Below are 19,840 nucleotides of genomic sequence, written 5' to 3' on the forward strand. Positions count from 1 at the left end.
CCTTACTCGCGCAGCCTCCAACCGGTCTTAAATATGTAAGCGATGATCCCGGTACAAAGCGCAAGGAAGCCCAACGTCAGCCCGAGCGATACGCCGATTGAAACATCAGACGTGCCATAAAAGGTCCATCGAAGCCCGCTCACCAGAAACGCAATGGGATTTGCAAGGGCAACAGTTTTCCAAACGCCCGGCAGATCGGCAATCGAATAGAATGTCCCACCCAAAAACGTGAGCGGCGTGAGGATCAAAAGCGGGATAATTCCCAATTTTTCAAAGCTGTCGGCCCAAATGCCGAGAATAAATCCGAACAAAGAAAAGCTTGCCGCCACGAGCATGATAAAGCCCATCGCGAGCAGCGGATATTTGATCTCGTAATCGACAAAAAACGTCGCCGTCGCCAAAATGATGGCGGCTAGGATGAGCCCCTTTGTCGCAGCGGCGCCGACAAAGCCGAGCAATGTTTCAGCCACACCAACGGGAGCTGATAACAATTCATAAATCGTGCCTGTAAAGCGCGGCATGTAGATCCCGAAACTTGAATTGCTGGTCGTCTCACCGAGCAAAGTCAGCATCAACAGACCGGGAATGATGAACGCACCATATGCGACACCCTGGACCGGCTCCATCCGGCTACCGATAACGGTGCCGAACACGATAAAATACAGCGAGGTTGTAAGAACCGGAGAGAGAATCGACTGAAACGCGGTGCGAAATGCACGCATCAATTCGCGCTGATAGATCGACCAGGCGCCGCGAAAGTTAAAGCCCATCATACAGCCTCCTGCTCGGATACGAGGCCGACAAAAATATCCTCAAGCGAGCTATCGTGGATATCGATACCGCGATAATCGATGCCCGCAGCGATCAAGGCCTTAGTCAGCGCAGCGACATCCTCTCGCCCGCCGCCTGCTCCATCACCGCCGCGATAGCAAACTTGTGTGCCATCAGCCCGCAGCTCGACTGGAAATGCCTTGATGCTTTCAGGCAATTCAGAGACCCCAGCAGTGAGAGTGATCACGGCTTCGGTGCGCCCCATCCTTTCCATCATCGCGCTTTTATCATCAACCATCAGGATTTGCCCGTTGCGGATGACGCCAACACGATCTGCCATCTCTTCGGCTTCTTCGATGTAATGCGTTGTCAGAATAATGGTGGTCCCCCGCTCTCGCAAAGCGGCAATCTGCTTCCACATATCCTTGCGCAATTCGACATCAACACCCGCTGTCGGCTCGTCGAGAAACAACAGATCAGGCTCATGCGCTAATGCTTTTGCAATCAATACGCGCCGCTTCATTCCGCCGGATAACTCGCGGATCTGGCTGTCTTTCTTGTCGTAAAGGGAAAGGCTGCGGAGCACTTCCTCTATCCGGGCATTGTCCGGAGGATGACCGAACAAGCCGCGCGAATAAGAAACGGCGCGCCAGACGGTTTCAAACATATCTGTGCTAAGTTCTTGAGGAACCAAACCGATCCGCGCTCTTGCCGCGCGCCATTCGCGTGACAGATCATACCCGAATGCAGTGATTGTGCCTGCACTTGGCCGCACCAGGCCGCAGACTGCGCCAATCAACGTAGTCTTACCGGCGCCGTTGGGGCCAAGCAGTGCAAAAATCTCTCCCTGACGGATATCGAGATCGACATTGTCGAGCGCTTTCACGCCGCCCTTATAAACTTTTGTGAGGCCTGAGATGGAAAGGATCGGTTCTGACATGAAACCCGACTAGGGAAGGAGCAGCGATGAGTCACCATAGGAATAAAAGCGATATTCCTCAGCAATCGCGTGATCATACGCCGTCATCATGCGTTCGCGGCCCATCAACGCGCTGACAAGCATCATCAGTGTCGATTTGGGCAGATGAAAGTTGGTCATCAACCCGTCAACGCCTTTAAAAACATAGCCGGGCGTAATGAAAATGTCGGTATCGCCCGAAAATGGCCTGATCATGCGATTTTCATCGGCTGCGCTTTCGAGCAGGCGCAGCGCAGTCGTGCCGACCGCAATTATCCGCCCGCCCTTTGCCCGCGCGGAATTGAGGCGATCGGCCGTTTCCGAACTGATTTGTCCAAACTCGGAATGCATCGCGTGATCATCTGTATCATCGGTTTTGACAGGTAGAAACGTACCCGCCCCGACATGCAGGGTCAGGGTCTCTCGCTGGATGCCGCCTGCATCGATTGCGCCGATCAGTTCAGGCGTAAAATGCAGGGAGGCGGTGGGCGCGGCAACCGCGCCATCCTTTTCAGCAAACATCGTTTGATAGTCGACAAGATCCTGTTCATCGACGCCGCGTTTCCGAGCGATATAGGGCGGCAAAGGCATGGTGCCTGCCTTGCCGAGCAGAACCTCGACAGGTTCATCCCCTTCGAACATCAAAGTGAAACTGCCATCAACATGTCGTTCTTGAGCGATTGCTGTGACGTCTCCCCCGAAGACAATCTGATCGCCCTCTTTCAGACGCCGCGAATTGCGCACAAAAGCCTGCCAGCGACGCAAATCAATGCGTTTGTGAAGTGTTACGCCAAATTTTGCCTGCCCACCTGCCCGGTGCCCCTCAAGCTGGGCCGGGATCACCCGCGTATCATTGAACACAAGAACATCACCGGCGTTGAGGATCGCCGGTAAATCGCGGACCCCCATATCAGCCAAAGGCTCATTCCCGCGCACAAGCAACATGCGCGCCGCGTCTCGCGGACGGACGGGACGCAAAGCTATCCGCTCTTGCGGAAGGTCAAAATCAAAGAGGTCTACACGCATGTAAGCGCGCCTAGCGGGGCTTGCTTGCGAGGGAAAGTCTTACTGGTCGATCGGTGCTCTCAGCATATCGGCGGTGACTTCAGCTTCCGCAGTTGCGGGTGCCGTTGGCAGGACCGGCGGAGCCTTGTTGTCGCTGGCCATGGATGCCTGCACAATCCGTGTCGGCTCGGCGGGCGGCTCGCCGCGGTTGATCGCATCGACCCCAGCCATATTCTCAATCACGCGGCCAAAATTGGTGTAGCGTTTGTCGAGGCTGAAACGCGGATAGAACACGATGAAAAACTGGCTGTTCGCACTATCGTCTTCATTCGCACGCGCCATTGCCAAAGTACCGCGCACGTGCGGCATCGGATTAAATTCCGCTTTCAGATCAGGCAGCTCGCTGCCGCCCTGCCCGGTTCCGGTCGGATCGCCGCCTTGCGCCATGAAGCCATCAATTACGCGGTGGAAGATAACGCCGTCATAAAACCCACGCTTGGTAAGAGTTTTGATCCGTTCAACATGGCTTGGTGCCCATTCGGGCATCAAACGGACTTTAATCCGCTCACCATTTGAAAGGTCCAGAACCCAGATATTTTCAAGCTCTTCGCTCGCGTCATAATTGATCGGCGAGAAGGTCGGCGCTTTTATGATCGCTTCTTCTTCGTCCTGCGCAAACGCGGCGCTTGGCGCAGCGAAAAGCGAAAGTGCGGCGATCGCGCCCAGAGTTTTCTTAATCATCATAATCTTCACGAAATTGTCCAGTTGCGCGCGGTGTAACGAGGGTATGCTGACACTTCAATGAATGAGTGCAATGCCACACGGAATTGCCCACGCCCATCGCAGCCTAAAAATCACCTTTACGGCCGATTTCGGCAACACGATCATTCACTTCATTACGAACCGGCGCGCTAACAAAAGGGGCGATATCACCGCCATATAGTGCGATCTCTTTAACCAGTTTCGATGCGATTGGCTGGAGCGATACGTCCGCCATCAAAAACACCGTCTCGATTTCATCGTCGAGCTGCTGGTTCATGCCTGCCATTTGATATTCATATTCAAAATCCGCCACAGCGCGCAGCCCGCGGATAATCACATTCGCGTTCTGCTTCTGTGCAAATTTCACCAGAAGCGCGTTGAAACCCACGACCTCGACGTTTTCAATGCCAAGGGTTTCGACTTCGCGCTCTACCATCGCAAACCGTTCTTCGTTTGTGAACATGGGATTTTTGGATGGATTGGTGGTCACGCCGATGATGAGTTTGTCGACCAGTTTGGCGCCGCGCCGGATAATATCCGCATGACCCAGCGTGATGGGATCGAATGTCCCCGGATAGATACCGATGCGCTGTGTCATTCTTTTACCCTCTCCCATTCGAACGCGCCGCTCTCTTTGGATTGCCCGCTTCCGAATATCAAAACCTCGCGGTAACCCCGCCCGTCTTCATACGCAAAATTATCATCCACATTTGCTTTGAAACCGCGGCGATCCGCGGCATGTTTGATCTCTGCAACGCACTTTTGCCCGGCGTAAAACGCAGTGCGGTGCTGATATGTTTCTTCGCGCGCATTGGCACGAAACATAGACCCAAGAACCTCAGTTTCAGAGCAATTCTGCAATTCGAACATCGTAATCAGGCATGAGACCTGTCCGCTGGCATCTTGCGCGCAATCTTCAGAAGTAAATACGCGGTCATGCGGCAGACTTTGCCCGCATCCCTGCAATACCAGTAGACTCAAGATGCCGAGCGATGCGGCAAATTTCACCGATCCCGCTCGACAATAAAGCGGGCAAGAGCGCGCAGCACGTCTGCTTCCTCGCCGTGATTGCCAAGGTGCGCAACCGCCTGATCCACCAATGCACGGGCCTGATCGCGGGCCTGATCCACACCCATCAGAGTGACGAAAGTCTGCTTGCCCTGCTCTGCATCCTTGCGGAGCGCCTTGCCGGCTAATTCCTGATCGCCGGTCACGTCTAGCAAGTCATCCGCAATCTGGAATGCGAGGCCGATGTCACGCGAATAGGCGCGCAGGTGCGCACGCCCTTCTGGCGGCACCTTCCCCAAGATTGCGCCCATTTCAACCGACGCAGCCAGCAATGCACCGGTTTTAAGCTGCTGCAATTTGGTGATGGAATGAAGGTCATAATCAATGCCTTCCTCGTCTGCGACCATATCCATGATCTGGCCGCCTGCCATACCGTTCATGCCGCTTGCGGTGCCAAGCGTAGCGATAAGTTCGCTGCGCACAAATGGATCTGCGCTGGTGCCTGTATCCGCCAGGATTTCAAACGCCAACGCATGGAGCGAGTCGCCGGCAAGCACAGCGGTCGCTTCGTCGAACACTTTGTGCAGCGTCGGTTTTCCATGGCGCAAATCATCATCGTCCATGCATGGCAGGTCATCATGGATCAGCGAATAGACATGGATCGCTTCGATAGCGGCGCCTGCGCGCAGGGCCGCTGTGCGATCCACTCCGAACAATTCTGCGGTGCTTACGACCAAAAGCGGGCGAACCCGTTTACCGCCGCCGATTGCGGCATATCGCATTGCCTCCACCAATCGGGCACGCGTATCATCCGGCACAGGTAAAAACGCATCGAACACCGAATCGATTTCGCCTTGGATGCGTTTCAACCCGCTTGCCAGCAGATCGTTTTCCACCTCAACCAAGGCCATCTCAGCTGGCTCCGTCCAGCGGTGCTGTCCCGCTTGGGTTGCCGTCGGAACCTGTCACGATTTTTTCGATCCTCGCCTGTGCAGCGTCCAATCGCTTTTGACACGCGGCGCGCAATTCCTCGCCCCGCGCATACAAGTTTATTGAATCGTCGAGCGGCACGTCTCCGCGCTCCAATTGCTGCACAATGCTTTCAAGCGCGCCAAGCGCCTGTTCAAAGCTCATATCTGCGATGTTATCCGCATTTCCTGCGGTACCATTTCCCTCATCCATGCATCGGAGCATTGACCGCGAGAGTCCTCATGGTCAAGGCTGAGATTGTCGACGGGCAAAAACAGGGAATCGCAAATGTCAAAATATCTCGTTGCATTTATCTGCGCCGCCCTCGTGTTCGGGGCGCTTGATGCAGTTTGGCTCAGTTGGGCCGGTCCAAACCTTTACCGACCGATAATTGGCGAAATCATGGCCGACGAATTTAATGTCGTAGCCGCCGGATCGTTTTATTTCCTGTATTTGCTGGGGATGGTTTGGTTCGCGATAAAACCGGGGCTGCAAAGCGGCAAAGTTTCGGTAGCGCTGCTGAACGGGGTTTTATTGGGCGCGCTGTGCTATGCGACATTTGATTTGACCAGTCAGGCTGTCTTTAAAGTCTGGGCGACACAAATTTCGATCATGGATATTTTTTGGGGCGGGTTTGCGACAGGCACAACCAGCGCTATCGCAACGTTCGTTTCGCTCCGTCTTACCAAATAAGCTGTCGTCGTAAGGCTCGCACATTAAGCTCGTACAAGGGGAAGAGCTCACATGTTCATAGGACATTTCGCGCCGGCATTCGTGGCGGCAGCATTGGGGCCGCGTGCGCCTAAACTGGCGACAACATTTATCGCTGCCCAATTGGTGGACTGGGGTTTCTTCACTCTCGCCCTGGTGGGAGTTGAAAAAATGCAGGTGGAGCCCGGCGCAACCGCGATGGTCCCGTTCGACCTTTATTTCATGCCCTACACCCACAGTTTGGCAGGCACTGGCGTCTGGGCAGTCGTCTTCGCGTTGATTGTCATGCTGTGGAGCAAGAACGCTCTAGGAGGGTTTCTCGCCGGTCTCGTCGTATTGTCTCACTGGCTGCTCGACTGGATCACTCACCGCCCTGACCTGACGATGGCCGGAGGCGAGGCAACCTATGGGCTTGGTCTATGGAATTATCCGGCCATTGCCATTCCGTTTGAGATCGGGATCACGGTTGCGGCCTTTCTTTTCTACATTCGGCGCTCACGCGGGCCAATCGGACAGCCGATGATCCTGATGATCGTGCTCCTCGCATTTCAAGCTGTGAACTGGTTTGGCCCTGAACCAACCGAAGCCGGACCGTTTTTGTACATTCAGGCCCTGATTGCCTTTGGGATTGTGACAGCAATCGCCGCGTGGGTCGGGGAGAACCGCTATTTCATACGCAGAGGTGGCTTGGCGGCGCCGAGTGTGTGATCTAAGTGGCTTTGCATGAGCCAGATCACACCTGAAATCGTCGAGCAGCACGGCCTCTCACCCGAAGAATACGAACGCGTCCTCGCAGGGCTTGGGCGCGAGCCTAACCTTGTTGAGCTGGGCATATTTTCGGTCATGTGGTCGGAGCATTGCAGTTATAAATCTTCTCGCCTGCATTTAAAGAAACTCCCGACCGAAGCCCCTTGGGTGATTTGCGGCCCGGGCGAGAATGCCGGTGTGATTGATATCGGCGATGGTCAGGCAGCAATCTTCAAGATGGAAAGCCACAACCACCCGTCGTATATTGAACCGTATCAGGGCGCAGCAACAGGCGTCGGCGGAATCCTTCGCGATGTGTTCACCATGGGCGCACGTCCGGTGGCAAATGCCAATGCCCTGCGCTTTGGCCGTCCCGATCACCCAAAAATGAAGCACCTTGTACAGGGCGTGGTTGCAGGCATTGGCGGCTACGGGAATTGTGTGGGCGTGCCGACCGTTTGCGGGGAAACCAATTTCCACCCTGCTTATGACGGAAATATTCTGGTCAACGCGATGACCGTCGGCGTTGCTGATGCCGACAAGATTTTTTACTCTGCTGCAACCGGCGTAGGCAATCCGATCGTCTATGTCGGATCGAAAACGGGCCGCGATGGTATCCACGGCGCCACAATGGCAAGCGCGGATTTCGAAGAGGACGCCGAAGCAAAACGCCCCACCGTGCAGGTTGGCGATCCCTTCACAGAAAAGCTCCTGATCGAAGCCTGTCTGGAACTGATGGCGACTGATGCCATCGTCGCGATCCAGGATATGGGCGCTGCGGGTCTGACGTCTTCCAGTGTGGAAATGGCAACCAATGGCAAAGCGGGCATCCGGCTGGACATGAACAAGGTGCCATGCCGCGAAGAAGGCATGACGCCTTATGAAATGATGTTATCCGAAAGTCAGGAACGGATGCTCATGGTGCTCAAACCCGGCAAAGAAGAGATGGCGGCGGCTATCTTTGAAAAATGGGAATTGGATTTCGCGGTCATCGGTGAAGTCACCGATACGCGCCATATGGTGCTCGAATTTGATGGCGAGGTAGTCTGTGACATACCGCTAGGCCCGCTTGCTGCCGACGCGCCCGAATATGACCGGCCGTATCTCTCGAAAGAAGAATACACCCGTTGGGCAAATATCACGCCGATGCACGATGCGCCTGACAGTGATGATCCCGGCGCAGACCTGCTCGCGCTTCTCGCTACCCCCAACCTCGCTTCGCGTCGTTGGATTTCAGAGCAATATGATAGCCAGGTTATGGGTGACACGTTGCAAACAGGCGGCGATGCCGGCGTTGTGCGTATTCACGGCACCCAAAAAGCGCTTGCGCTGACAACCGATTGTACACCGCGCTACGTCCATGCCGATCCGTATGAAGGCGGGAAACAGGCAATAGCAGAAGCATACCGGAACTTGTGCGCAGTCGGTGCGAAACCGCTTGCAGTGACAAACTGCCTCAATTTTGCGAACCCGCAGCGGCCTGAGATTATGGCGCAATTTGTCCACGCTCTCGAAGGCATGGGCGAAGCCTGTCGCACGCTCGATTTCCCGATCGTTTCTGGCAATGTGTCACTGTATAATGAAAGCAAGGCAACAGGCGGCGGGTCTGCCATCCTGCCTACTCCGGCAATCGGCGGCGTCGGCATCATCGAAGATGCAAGCCAGATGATGACAATGGCGTTCAAATCAGAAGGCGACGCAATCTATCTTGTCGGTCCAGAATTCTGGGCTACTCCCGATCCCACACGATCGCATCTCGGCAAATCGCTATGGCTGAAAGAGATCAAGGGCCGCGACGAAGGGCGCACCCCGCCAACGGATTTGGTGGTTGAGCGCAATGCGGGCGCGATTATCCATGAACTGATCGCTGACGGGCTGGTAAACGCGGTCCACGATCTTTCCGATGGCGGTCTCGCTGTCGGCCTCGCAGAAATGGCGATGGCGGGCGGCATAGGCGCGGATGTCGAAGCCAGCGCAGACTACACCGCCGCGCAGTGGTGGTTCGGTGAGGATCAAGGCCGCTATCTCGTCACCGTTCCTGATGTCGAGGCGCTGAACGCAGCCCTTGCGAAGGGAACGCGGGACAGCGAGACCGCACAAATTGGTTTTCAGCGGGTTGGCACCGTTGGCGGCGACAGCCTTCTTGGGCAATCGCTCGGCGATCTAAAAGCAGCCCATCGCAGCTTTTTCGAACAATGGATGGGTGATTAAGCGCTTTTCGCGTGGAGCTGGTCCAGACATTTTTGCATTACGGCGGGCACTGGATTGCGCCGTTCGCATTCGGCTGGATTGTTTGGCGCGGTGACTGGCTGCGATCCGGGGCTGTCATCGCATCGGCAAATCTGATCGACCTCGATCACCTGCTTGCCGATCCGATTTTCGATCCGAGCCGCTGCTCGATTGGTTTCCACTTGCTCCACGGCTGGGAAGCCGCCCTCGTCTATGGTTTGATGTTGTTCATACCAAGGTGGTGGGCACGCGCGTTTGCATTGGGTGCGCTATGGCACCTCGCAGTGGATTTCGGCGATTGCCAGTGGATGATGGCCTAGGCTGCGCGAGCGCCCGCCCCGTCACAGCATTCTTGCTTGGGTTCTGAGAGACCGAGATCCTCGGCCATATTGCCCTCGCCTTCGAGGATACGCAGACATTCCCGATACACCTCCGGTTTTCCGATTTTCAGGCGCGCCCGCGCTTCGTCGATATCTTCGCGCATCAGCGCCTCAATATCGAGATGAGCGATCTTTGATGCGACCTTACCACCACGCTGTCCTTCGCGGATCGCGGAATAGAGCGGTGCTTTGGTGCCAGTGACTTTCTTGATCTGACGCGCGCCGGCAAAGGCAATGAACAAGATGCCGCCATTGTGGTTCTGGGAATATGAAAAGCCCAGCAGGCTGGCCTCGCCCAGAGCATCACGGCCATACCCGGTCAGCACATGGAAAAGATCATGCGTATCGCGCAGGCGATCAAAATACCATTCGGTGAGGTCTTGCGGGCGCGCTTCGGGCGGCGCCCATTTGTGGCTTTCCGCGACCAATCCTGCGGCGCTCAATCCTTCGCGCTTCATGAACGCCATATAGTGTTTGCCGACACTGTTTTCCGGCAAATCGGCCCAGCGCGCGTGATCATCCAACATGGCAGGAATATCGACTTCACTGCGCAGAAACCGTTGGCCTTGGGGCGATTGAATGAAATCCCACGCTTGTTTGTGGCTGCGCTTACCCTTTGTCGCCTCGATGATATGAAACACCTGTTCGGTGTCTTCCTTATCCTCGATCAACTTACCAAAATGGCGCAGCACCTTTCGCGGTTGAAACCCGGAAATCTTGCGTTCAGGTGAAACGAGTGGTCGGTCAAGCAAAGCCATATTTGCCTCCTGGGCGTGGATCAATTTACGTTCACTATTTGCAACTTACATTGATGTCAATTGCTGTCAAGCGAGATTTCCGTTACGGAAGTCTTCCCTTATCTGCCTCTGCTGCGCATAGGAGAACTATGCGAGACCACGATACCCTCCCCTATTCGCTTGAAGAATTGCCCGATGATGAAAGCATCGCCCGCGCGCAGTCTTTACGTGACCGATTAAAGCAACGGCGAACATGCCGGTATTTTTCCGATGAACCCGTCCCTCGCGAAGTGATTGAAGCTGCTATCGAAGCGGCTGGAACAGCGCCTAACGGCGCCAACCATCAGCCGTGGCATTTCGCGGTGGTTTCCTCTCCGGACAAAAAACGCGCAATTCGCGTAGCCGCAGAAGAAGAAGAGCGCCGATTTTACGGGGCCGATGGCGATGATCCCAAAGCGTCCGACGAATGGTTAGGAGCGTTGAAAGACCTGGGCACGGATGCGGACAAACCGTTTCTTGAAACTGCGCCTTATCTCATAGTGGTATTTGCCCAGCGCAAAGGCGGCATCGAGGAAGACGGCAAAACGCAGAATTACTACGTCAATGAAAGCGTCGGGATCGCTTGCGGGATGTTGATCGCGACTTTGCACGAGGCCGGTTTGGCCACACTGACCCATACGCCGTCACCCATGGGTTTTCTGCGTGAAGCCTGCGAGCGGCCCGAATGGGAAAAACCGCTTATGATTGTTGTGGTCGGGCGGCCCAGCGCAGATGCAACCGTGCCGGCACATGCGGTAAAGAAAAAGCCGCTAAGTCAGATCGCAACCTGGCTTTAGCGGCTTTGTTCAAGCGAAGGGATCAGCGGTTACGCTGATGCCATCTGCGTTTCTTCGCCGCTGGCGAGCATATTGTAAGGGTCGATCCCCTCTTCGCGCCATATGCGATGACATTCTTCGTAAACGCTAGGCTCGGGGATATTCAATGATGAGCGCACGACATCGAGCGGCTGCTTGAGCAATTCGCGGATCGGTTGCTGAATCAGACTAGGAGCACCCTTGCCCGTGCGCTTGGCCTGCTGTGCCGCACCGAAAATTGGCGCTTTGCTGCCCCATGCCATTTTTTTGATGTTCGCGGCGCCTGCATAACCGATCAGCAAGTGGCCTTGGGTAGGCGACTGGCCGTGAGTGAAAAGCAGAACGCATTGTTCACCAAGCGCATCACGGCCGTATCCGGTAAGAACGTGGAACAGATCATGCGTGTCGCGCGAACGCTCGGAAAACCATTGGACCAGATCAGGAAATTTGGTCCGGCCCAGTTTTTCAGATTCGGCAACAAGACCAGCGGCGGAGAGGCCTTCGGTTTCCATAAAGTCGCAATAAGCATGCGCGAGGCTGCCCTTGGGTGTCTTGCGCAGCGTTTCGTGATCATCAAGAATTTCAGGCAAATTCGGCTCGGTTCGACGCAGATATTCTCCACGCTCCGACAATGTCAGATCGCGAACGCGCGGCAAAAAATCACTCGAAGGGAGTGATTCGTAGATTTTGAAGACGAGGCTCGTATCTTCCTTGTCTTTCATCAAAAGCCGAAAATTCTTGATCGCACGGGGCAAGGAATACCGCGGCTGCGGGCGCTCTGGATGACGTAAAACTGTGCCATCAGCGGCATATTGTGCAGAATAATCTGTGGCTGTCATCGGTCTCTTGCCTTCTTAACGGAACGGTCTGATCGCTTCTTAGCGACGCTTACTTACACAAATGTAAATAGCAGGCTTCGGTTCCCAATCACAACCTTTTTGGCACCGATCAACTGTAAATTCTCTCAATCCACCGCACTATCTAGGACACAACCCAATCTTTCGGAGGGATACCAAGCAACGCGAGAATGACGCTTAAATCGCCGCGATCAACGCGGCCATTTGCCGAAGCGCGCGCTTTTGGCTTGGCCCGATAGGCAAACCCATACGTTGCCGCTTCGATCATCGGAATATCGTTTGCGCCATCGCCCGTCGCCAAACTGCGCGCGTTCACGCCGATTTTGGCCATTTCCTCCGCAAGCACAGCCGCCTTTGTCGTCGCGTCGGTAATCCCGCCGACAAGTTTGCCGGTCAATTTCCCGATTTCAACATCAAGCCGATTGCCAACAACCCGATGAAAGCCGAGCTCTTCCCCCACAGCGTCAGCGAAATGATGAAATCCGCCTGTGACCAGCACGCACCGCGTTCCTTGCGCGGCGAGCGTCGCGGTAAGAGTCTTGGCCCCCGGGGTCGCGGTGATGCGGTCGGCAAGGCAGCTCGCGATTGCACTCTCATCCAGGCCGGCCAGCAAAGCCACCCGTTCTCGCAATGCTTTTTCAAAATCAAGCTCGCCCTGCATCGCTCTTTCGGTGATTTCGGAGATTTGAGCCTTGAGACCAGCGAAGTCTGCGAGTTCATCAATGCATTCCTGCCCGATCATCGTTGAATCCATGTCGGACACGAAGACTTGCGGCACGGCGATTTCACTGCGGCTGACCAACGCATCGGTTGGCGCAAAAAACCGATCAATCCCGGCCAAAATCTGAGCCGAGTCGCCCTCGTCAAAACTCAACTGCAGGACTTCACCGCCAAGGGCTTCCGATGCGAAGTCAAGCATCGCCGCAGAGATGACCGGCATCCCCGCCGTCTGAAACGCGTCGGCTGCTGCATCGAGCCGCGTTTCAAGATCAGCCATTTCCCCGCCGTCAGTGTCTGCTATCAGACGCGCTATGAGCACCAAAATATCTCCAACAAAATCGCTGCCGATCCGGCCAGCTAAACCAGTCGCGCTCATTGCAGGGCCAACTGCAAGCGGCAAGAGCGCAATTGCACTGGATCTGGCAAAATCGCGCGCGAAGTCAGATCTGGATACGTGGATCATCAATGCTGATAGCATGCAGGTCTATGCTGATATCCCGATCGTGTCCGCCGCACCGACTGCGGATGAACAATCCCAATGCCCACATCACTTATATGGAACGTGGGACGGGACGGAAAGCTGCTCGGCAGCCGATTGGGCAAACCGGGCCCGTGCATTGATCACGCGTGCGCACGACACAGGCGCCCTTCCCGTTCTCGTCGGCGGAACCGGGATGTATATGAAAGTCCTCTTTGAAGGCATCGCGCCAATTCCCCCGATTGATCCGGAAATCCGCGAAGTCGTTCGCGCGCTGGATACCACCGCAGCATATGCGGCCCTGATGATCGAAGACCCGGAGCGCGCCTGTCAACTCGACCCCGGTGATAGTCAGCGCATTTCCCGCGCGCTTGAAGTCAAACGATCAACCGGCGTGACGCTCGGCGACTGGCAATTGGCGAAGACCGGCGGCATCGGTGACGACATCGACCTGACAGCCACCGTGCTTTTGCCAGAACGCCAATGGCTTTATGATCGCTGCGAGAAGCGGTTTGAAATTATGCTGCAATCAGGAGCGATCGCCGAGGTTGAAGCTTTGTTAGAGCGCTCTCTGTCACCAGACCTGCCGGTGATGCGCGCTATCGGCGTGCCAGAGATCGCGGCATTTCTTGCTGATGAGATCGACCGCGAGGACATGGCCGCCCGCGGCGCGCAGGCAACCCGCAATTATGCCAAACGGCAATTCACTTGGTTCCGCAATCAATCTCCGTCAGATTGGACGCGAGTTGAATCTCAAAATGTCGATATTGAGCATCTTTTCGCATCATTATTACACAATTAAGCATTGACGCGATAGATTATGCCTTATATTGGGTCGTCACACACCGTTACTGCGGTGCACAATCAACCCTTGGTTTCGCATATCAATCCCGTTAGAAACCACCGCACTGCAAAGATGAAGGCATCTCGATAATGATTACCGTCCTAGTCGTGCGAGATAGTGGGTTGATCTAGGATTCTTCGAAGAGAAACGTCCAGATCGGCCCGATGCGAATAACCGCTTCGGGCCGTTTTTATTAGGAGAAGTACGTTGGCGCAGCGCTCCGGAGCCGCCTTGTTAATAGACTGCCTGGTGGATCAGGATGTCGAATTTGTATTCGGTTATCCTGGCGGTGCCGTGCTGCCCATCTATGACGAATTGTTCGGCGAAGAGCGCATTCGGCATATTCTTGTCCGCCACGAGGCAGGCGCTGCGCATGCGGCGGAAGGATATGCGCGCGCAACAGGTAAACCCGGCGTCGTGCTTGTGACATCGGGACCAGGTGCAACCAATGCCGTGACCGGTATCGCCGATGCCTTTATGGATTCCATCCCGATGGTCGTAATAACCGGACAGGTCCCGACTGGCCTGATCGGAACTGACGCGTTTCAGGAGGCTGACACGGTCGGCATCACGCGCCACTGCACCAAGCACAACTATCTCGTAAAAGATCCCGCCGATCTCGAGGCGACCATAAAGGAAGCGTTCCGCATCGCGACCACGGGACGGCCTGGTCCAGTGGTAATCGACATTCCGAAAGACGTCCAAATCGCAATCCCTTCGGAAAGCCGCGCCTCAAAACTGGCCGCCGCGCACCGCTACGCGCCGCAAATGGCAGCATCGCCAGAGCAAATCGTCGAGGCAATTGAAATGCTCGAAGGTGCACAGGCACCGATCTTTTATACGGGCGGCGGCATCATAAATTCCGGACCGGAAGCGAGCAAGCTGCTCCGCCAGTTGCAGGACATCACCGGTGCCCCGGTAACATCGACTCTCATGGGCCTTGGTTGTTTTGCAAACACGCATCCCGATTGGCTTGGGATGCTGGGAATGCACGGCACTTTCGAAGCTAATATGGCCATGAACAAATGCGATGTCATGGTTTGTATTGGCGCTCGTTTTGATGACCGTGTGACCGGCAAACTTGAAGCTTTCTCGCCCGATTCCAAGAAAATCCACATCGATATCGACCGCAGCTCCATCAACAAGAACGTGACGGTTGATCTGGGTATTGTTGGCGATTGCGGAACCGTGCTCGGCCAGATGATCGAGGCATGGGGTGATCGCAAAGCCCAAGATCTGGGCGAATGGAAAGCCAGGATCGCAGGGTGGCGCGCGCGCGAGTGTCTGGCCTATCCCGAAAAATCAAAAAAGAACCCTCAAGCGATCATGCCGCAAAAAGCGGTCGAGCGGCTCTATGCCCTTACCCACAAACGCTCTCCGATTATCACGACAGAAGTCGGTCAGCACCAGATGTGGGCGGCCCAGTATTTCGGCTTTGCAGAGCCGAACAAGTGGCTGACCAGTGGCGGTCTGGGAACGATGGGCTACGGTATGCCTGCCGCGATCGGCGCACAGCTTGGCCATCCCGATGCATTGGTCATCGACATTGCCGGAGAAGCCTCGATCCAGATGAACATTCAAGAGCTTGGCACGGCCAGCCAGTATCGCCTGCCGATCAAGATTTTCATCCTCAATAACGAATATATGGGCATGGTCCGCCAATGGCAGGAACTGACCTATGAAAGCCGGTATTCCAACAGCTATTCAGACAGTCTGCCAGACTTCGTCGCTTTGGCAGAAGCGTATGGCTGGAAAGGCATCCGCATCCAGGACGAAAAAGACCTCGATGCGGGCATCATTCGCATGATGGAGCATGATGGCCCCGTGATCGTCGATTGCTGTGTGGCCCAAGACGCCAACTGCCTGCCGATGATCCCGTCAGGCGCGGCTCATACAGATATGATGCTTTATGGCGATGAAGTGGGCGGAACGATGGATGACGAAGCAAAGGCACTTGTCTGATGAAAATAAAAAGCGCCTCAACTGAGCGCCACGTTCTCAACGTCACCGTCGATAACGAGCCCGGCATTCTGGCAAAGATCACCGGCCTGTTCACCGCGCGCGGCTATAATATCGACAGCCTGACCGTGGCCGATATTACCGAAGATCACGCAGTCAGCCGGATCACGATTGTGACAGGCGGTCCGCCCGAAGTCATCGACCAGATCGAGGCGCAGCTTGAACGGCTTGTGCCCGTTCATGGCGTGATAGACCTCACCACCGCTGGCCCGCATGTCGAGCGCGAGCTCGCTCTGATTAAAGTGGCGGGCATTGGCGAGAAGCGGGTCGAGGCGCTGCGGGTCGCGGATATTTTCCGCGCCAGCGTAGTCGATACCACCACCGAAAGTTTCGTGTTCGAGCTTACCGGAGCGCCGAACAAGATTGACAGTTTCATCGCTCTTATGCGCGGCCTCGGCCTTCTCGAGGTTGGCCGTTCGGGCGTGGTGGGCATGATGCGCGGCGCCGAGGGGAAGTAATTTACTCTTGACTCTACTATTACTACTATTATTCCTATAGCCACTCAAACAGAAGGAGAGTGCCTATGGATATGCGACAAATTGAAATTGATTTTGAAGTTCACAAAGCCATCGAAGCGGAAAGAAATGGCTTTTCCGAACCCCCAAACGCAGCGCTTCGCAGACTGCTGGGGATCGACGAAGCGGAGGATGAATACGACGACAAGTTTGAAGGTTTGGCTGGCGGAGGATGGGCTTCCAAGGGCGTGACGCTGCCTGAGGAAACCAGCCTTCGGATGGAATACAATGGGATTGTAGGCCGAGCATTCATACGCAAAGGTCAATGGAAGACGCCAAAGGGGATCTTCAATGGCCCCTCTCCGGCGGCTGCCGCGGTGGCCTCGACGAAAGACGGAAAAACACCAGTGCTGAACGGTTGGAGGTACTGGCGAGCCAAACTGCCCGGTTCAAGGAACTGGGTGCCAATCCAAGAAATGCGCGACAAAGCGAAGGGAAGATAATGAAAGTTTATTATGACGCCGATGCCGATCTGGGACTGGTGAAATCGAAGAAGATCGCCGTTGTCGGCTATGGCTCACAGGGCCACGCTCACGCGCAAAACTTGCGTGACAGCGGCGTTGCCGAAGTCGCTATCGCCCTGCGCGAAGGCTCTGCCACCGCGAAGAAAGCCGAAGCAGCAGGCTTCAAGGTGCTGTCCAACACAGAGGCCGCCAAATGGGCCGATATTCTGATGATCCTCGCGCCTGACGAGCATCAGGCCGCGATCTATGCCGATAACATCCACGGCCACATGAAGCCGGGCAGCGCGCTCGCCTTTGCCCACGGCCTCAACATCCATTTCGGCCTGATCGAGCCGCAAGCCGATATCGATGTGATCATGATTGCGCCTAAAGGCCCCGGCCACACCGTGCGCAGCGAATATCAGCGCGGCGGCGGCGTGCCTTGCCTGATCGCGGTGCATCAAGATGCCAGCGGCAATGCACATGATGTGGCGCTTGCCTATGCCAGCGGCGTCGGCGGTGGCCGCTCCGGCATTATCGAAACCAATTTCCGTGAAGAATGCGAAACCGATCTGTTCGGTGAGCAGGCGGTTCTTTGCGGCGGGATCACTCACCTGATCCAGGCCGGTTTCGAAACGCTGACGGAAGCGGGCTATGCGCCGGAAATGGCGTACTTTGAGTGTCTCCATGAAACCAAGTTGATCGTCGATCTGCTTTATGAAGGCGGCATCGCCAACATGCGCTATTCGATCAGCAACACGGCGGAATATGGCGACATCACAACTGGCCCGCGCATCATCACAGATGAAACAAAAGCGGAAATGAAACGCGTTCTCGACGATATTCAGTCGGGCCGTTTTGTGAAAGATTTTGTGCTGGATAACCGCGCCGGTCAGCCAGAATTAAAGGCTGCCCGCAAGCGCGCCGAAGCGCATCCGATCGAGAAAACCGGCGCAGAGCTGCGCGCCATGATGCCGTGGATCAGCGCGAACAAGCTAGTCGACAAATCGAAAAACTAAAAGCACAGGAGCGGGTGGCATGTTGAACACCCGCTCCACCACTACCCTGTTCTTTGGTCTTTGTGCGCTGGCTTGGGCCGTCATCGTCGCCCGCGCCTATTTCAACGTCAAAGGTCCGGAAGATTTTGTGGTCACTACGACCCAACCCGAGGTTCAGGCCTTTGCCCGGGCGCAATTGAACGCATTGCAGCAACGCTCATTTTCCGAAGATATCGAACTGTGCGGAATTATCTTCGAACGCAGCAATGGCGAACTGGGTACCTCGTCGATTAAGCAAGGTGACGAGGCAAGCTGCGGGATCGCATTTTTTGACGAGCCCGGCATGAAACCACTCGCCAGCTTTCACACCCACGCTGCCCAGAACGAACGTTATGACAGCGAAGTGCCGTCTATTCTTGATCTTCGCAGCGATTCCGCCCTTGGGATTGATGGATATCTCGCGACGCCGGGAGGGCGGTTTTGGTGGATTGATGGCCGTACAGAAACTGCCAAAATGGTGTGCGGAGAGCGCTGTGTTGCGCAAGATTCAAACTACCGTGCCTGCCCTTCAAACCCGCCTTCAGATCAATACAATGCGACCGGCCTTATGGCTCGATATCGAAGCACGTCTTCGAGTTGTTAAACCAGAACGATCCGCCCCCAAATCAGGAACCGTTGAACTCAATCGCCATTGATTAGACAGGACCAATGGAGATTGATTGTATGAAAAACCTAGCTTTCGCGGCCGCTGCCGCGCTCACAACAACAGGCGCAATTCTTACCGCCCCGGCGATTTTTGCTCAGGAAACACCGTCAGCTCCCGGCGCAGTGGATGCTTCGCGGATCACCGGCGGAACCTATGCATTAGACCCATCCCATACGCTCGTCGATTGGCAGGTCGATCACTTTGGATTCAACGATTACATCGGCCTGTTCGGTAACATTTCGGGCACGATGACCATGCAGCCCGATAACATCAACGATGCCAAGTTTGATATTATGATTCCGATCGCAGATGTAACTGTAGCCAGCGCTCAGTTAAAAGATCACCTCCTGCGACCGGGCAAGGATGGCGGTCAGCCTGACTTTTTCGGCCCTGAACCCGGGATGGCCCAATTCACCTCGACCAATGTGCGCCAGAATGGTGATACCACTGCGATTGTTTCGGGGATGCTCGACATGAACGGTAAAGCCGGGCCGGTGACGATGCTGGTCGAATTTACCGGAGCGGGCACCAACCCCTTTAACAAGAAAGAGACCGTCGGCTTTCAGGCGCGCGCCACGATTGATCGGACCGACTGGGGGATCATGTATGGTCAGGGGTTGGTCGGTAACGATGTCGATCTGACAATCACTGCGGCCTTTGAAAAGCAATAAGAACGCATTCATTGCGCAAATGAAATTGGCCCGCAGAACAATATTCTGCGGGCCATCCATTTTTCAATATATATGCCTGCGCAAAAAGGGTGCAGCCGACCTGTCCTAGGAGGAAGTTCAGGCCTGCTGCACCCCCAATGCGCGCACCGTCAGGCTGTCGGTGCGCAAGCTCCTGCTGCGCAAGCGCTCGCTGAACATGCGCTCGCTGCGCAGGCATTGGCGCCGCAATCGTCTGCAGCCGCGCAGCAAGCGGCTGCTCCGCATGCACCCGCACCGCATGCACCCGCCGCGCAAGCTGCCGCAGCACATGCTTTGGCGTTAGCTTTTGCAGCCTTCTTTGCCTCCTTGCGTGCTTTACGCTCAGCCCGGGCCTGAGCCCGATCGGCCGAATCTGAATTCGACGATGCATTTGACAGTCCACTTGGACCGCATGGAGCATCTGCCAGGGCCGGCGCTCC

At 55.5% G+C, this 19,840-nt stretch carries 23 protein-coding genes; 12 read left to right on the plus strand and 11 right to left on the minus strand.

Annotation, left to right across the window (positions count from 1 at the left end):
• Positions 1 to 2: 2 nt before the first annotated feature.
• The 8 genes from FGU71_RS13100 to FGU71_RS13135 all read right to left on the minus strand — a co-directional run bounded on the left by FGU71_RS13100 (position 3) and on the right by FGU71_RS13135 (position 5,686).
• Positions 3 to 770: an ABC transporter permease gene (locus FGU71_RS13100; RefSeq protein ID WP_407644416.1), complete on the minus strand. Its 768-nt coding sequence runs from the start codon at positions 768 to 770 to the stop codon at positions 3 to 5.
• Positions 770 to 1,711 (minus strand): ABC transporter ATP-binding protein, encoded by a 942-nt coding sequence (locus tag FGU71_RS13105; RefSeq protein ID WP_142789227.1) that lies wholly within the window; start codon positions 1,709 to 1,711, stop codon positions 770 to 772. The genes FGU71_RS13100 and FGU71_RS13105 overlap by 1 nt, the downstream gene beginning before the upstream one ends.
• A gap of 9 nt (positions 1,712 to 1,720) precedes the next feature.
• Positions 1,721 to 2,755, minus strand: coding sequence for a tRNA preQ1(34) S-adenosylmethionine ribosyltransferase-isomerase QueA (gene queA / locus FGU71_RS13110; protein ID WP_142789228.1), 1,035 nt, complete (start codon positions 2,753 to 2,755; stop codon positions 1,721 to 1,723).
• Between the two features lie 39 nt (positions 2,756 to 2,794).
• Positions 2,795 to 3,475, minus strand: a complete 681-nt coding sequence (locus tag FGU71_RS13115) for a peptidylprolyl isomerase (protein ID WP_142789433.1) — start codon at positions 3,473 to 3,475, stop codon at positions 2,795 to 2,797.
• A gap of 106 nt (positions 3,476 to 3,581) precedes the next feature.
• Positions 3,582 to 4,094 (minus strand): pantetheine-phosphate adenylyltransferase, encoded by a 513-nt coding sequence (gene coaD, locus FGU71_RS13120; protein WP_142789229.1) that lies wholly within the window; start codon positions 4,092 to 4,094, stop codon positions 3,582 to 3,584.
• Positions 4,091 to 4,321, minus strand: a complete 231-nt coding sequence (locus tag FGU71_RS13125) for a hypothetical protein (RefSeq protein ID WP_142789230.1) — start codon at positions 4,319 to 4,321, stop codon at positions 4,091 to 4,093. Before FGU71_RS13125 ends, coaD begins: the two co-directional genes overlap by 4 nt.
• A gap of 179 nt (positions 4,322 to 4,500) precedes the next feature.
• Positions 4,501 to 5,415: a polyprenyl synthetase family protein gene (locus FGU71_RS13130; RefSeq protein WP_142789231.1), complete on the minus strand. Its 915-nt coding sequence runs from the start codon at positions 5,413 to 5,415 to the stop codon at positions 4,501 to 4,503.
• 1 nt (position 5,416) lies between these two features.
• Positions 5,417 to 5,686, minus strand: a complete 270-nt coding sequence (locus FGU71_RS13135; RefSeq protein WP_142789232.1) for an exodeoxyribonuclease VII small subunit — start codon at positions 5,684 to 5,686, stop codon at positions 5,417 to 5,419.
• 75 nt (positions 5,687 to 5,761) lie between these two features.
• Between FGU71_RS13135 and FGU71_RS13140 the strand changes: the two genes are divergently transcribed.
• From FGU71_RS13140 to FGU71_RS13155, 4 genes are read left to right on the plus strand one after another with little or no spacing between them, the layout of a single operon-like run.
• Positions 5,762 to 6,166 (plus strand): DUF2177 family protein, encoded by a 405-nt coding sequence (locus FGU71_RS13140; RefSeq protein ID WP_142789233.1) that lies wholly within the window; start codon positions 5,762 to 5,764, stop codon positions 6,164 to 6,166.
• Between the two features lie 51 nt (positions 6,167 to 6,217).
• Positions 6,218 to 6,892: a hypothetical protein gene (locus FGU71_RS13145; RefSeq protein ID WP_142789234.1), complete on the plus strand. Its 675-nt coding sequence runs from the start codon at positions 6,218 to 6,220 to the stop codon at positions 6,890 to 6,892.
• Between the two features lie 15 nt (positions 6,893 to 6,907).
• Positions 6,908 to 9,142: a phosphoribosylformylglycinamidine synthase subunit PurL gene (gene purL, locus FGU71_RS13150; protein ID WP_142789235.1), complete on the plus strand. Its 2,235-nt coding sequence runs from the start codon at positions 6,908 to 6,910 to the stop codon at positions 9,140 to 9,142.
• A gap of 11 nt (positions 9,143 to 9,153) precedes the next feature.
• Positions 9,154 to 9,480, plus strand: coding sequence for a DUF6122 family protein (locus FGU71_RS13155; protein ID WP_142789236.1), 327 nt, complete (start codon positions 9,154 to 9,156; stop codon positions 9,478 to 9,480).
• Here the strand turns inward: FGU71_RS13155 and FGU71_RS13160 are convergent.
• Positions 9,477 to 10,298 (minus strand): Coq4 family protein, encoded by an 822-nt coding sequence (locus FGU71_RS13160; protein WP_142789237.1) that lies wholly within the window; start codon positions 10,296 to 10,298, stop codon positions 9,477 to 9,479. The two genes, FGU71_RS13155 and FGU71_RS13160, sit on opposite strands and share 4 nt — an antisense overlap.
• A 128-nt stretch (positions 10,299 to 10,426) precedes the next feature.
• Between FGU71_RS13160 and FGU71_RS13165 the strand changes: the two genes are divergently transcribed.
• Entirely contained in the window at positions 10,427 to 11,113 is a 687-nt protein-coding gene (locus tag FGU71_RS13165; protein WP_142789238.1) for a nitroreductase family protein, read from the plus strand.
• Between the two features lie 29 nt (positions 11,114 to 11,142).
• Here FGU71_RS13165 and FGU71_RS13170 read toward each other — a convergent pair whose 3' ends face one another.
• Together FGU71_RS13170 and serB are read right to left on the minus strand one after the other, a co-directional pair.
• Positions 11,143 to 11,970 (minus strand): Coq4 family protein, encoded by an 828-nt coding sequence (locus FGU71_RS13170; protein WP_142789239.1) that lies wholly within the window; start codon positions 11,968 to 11,970, stop codon positions 11,143 to 11,145.
• Positions 11,971 to 12,112: 142 nt separating this feature from the next.
• Positions 12,113 to 12,985: a phosphoserine phosphatase SerB gene (serB, locus tag FGU71_RS13175; RefSeq protein ID WP_142789240.1), complete on the minus strand. Its 873-nt coding sequence runs from the start codon at positions 12,983 to 12,985 to the stop codon at positions 12,113 to 12,115.
• Between the two features lie 34 nt (positions 12,986 to 13,019).
• Between serB and miaA the strand changes: the two genes are divergently transcribed.
• The 7 genes from miaA (at position 13,020) to FGU71_RS13210 (ending at position 19,382) form a co-directional block, all read left to right on the plus strand.
• A complete protein-coding gene (gene miaA, locus FGU71_RS13180; protein ID WP_142789241.1) occupies positions 13,020 to 13,988 on the plus strand; it encodes a tRNA (adenosine(37)-N6)-dimethylallyltransferase MiaA in 969 nt (322 codons plus the stop codon).
• 249 nt (positions 13,989 to 14,237) lie between these two features.
• A complete protein-coding gene (gene ilvB, locus FGU71_RS13185) occupies positions 14,238 to 15,992 on the plus strand; it encodes a biosynthetic-type acetolactate synthase large subunit (protein ID WP_142789242.1) in 1,755 nt (584 codons plus the stop codon).
• Positions 15,992 to 16,507 carry an acetolactate synthase small subunit gene (ilvN, locus tag FGU71_RS13190; RefSeq protein WP_142789243.1) on the plus strand — a complete coding sequence of 172 codons (516 nt, stop codon included), beginning with the start codon at positions 15,992 to 15,994 and terminating at the stop codon, positions 16,505 to 16,507. Before ilvB ends, ilvN begins: the two co-directional genes overlap by 1 nt.
• Positions 16,508 to 16,572: 65 nt before the next feature.
• Positions 16,573 to 17,007: a hypothetical protein gene (locus tag FGU71_RS13195; protein ID WP_142789244.1), complete on the plus strand. Its 435-nt coding sequence runs from the start codon at positions 16,573 to 16,575 to the stop codon at positions 17,005 to 17,007.
• Positions 17,007 to 18,026 carry a ketol-acid reductoisomerase gene (gene ilvC / locus FGU71_RS13200; protein ID WP_142789245.1) on the plus strand — a complete coding sequence of 340 codons (1,020 nt, stop codon included), beginning with the start codon at positions 17,007 to 17,009 and terminating at the stop codon, positions 18,024 to 18,026. The genes FGU71_RS13195 and ilvC overlap by 1 nt, the downstream gene beginning before the upstream one ends.
• Before the next feature lie 19 nt (positions 18,027 to 18,045).
• The gene (locus FGU71_RS13205) at positions 18,046 to 18,648 is read left to right on the plus strand and encodes a DUF4329 domain-containing protein (RefSeq protein WP_142789246.1); all 603 of its coding nucleotides are present in this window, start codon (positions 18,046 to 18,048) and stop codon (positions 18,646 to 18,648) included.
• Positions 18,649 to 18,728: 80 nt separating this feature from the next.
• The gene (locus tag FGU71_RS13210) at positions 18,729 to 19,382 is read left to right on the plus strand and encodes a YceI family protein (RefSeq protein WP_142789247.1); all 654 of its coding nucleotides are present in this window, start codon (positions 18,729 to 18,731) and stop codon (positions 19,380 to 19,382) included.
• Positions 19,383 to 19,840: the final 458 nt, after the last annotated feature.

It is taken from the genome of Erythrobacter insulae (genome assembly GCF_007004095.1).
GTDB classification, from domain to species: Bacteria; Pseudomonadota; Alphaproteobacteria; order Sphingomonadales; family Sphingomonadaceae; genus Erythrobacter; species Erythrobacter insulae.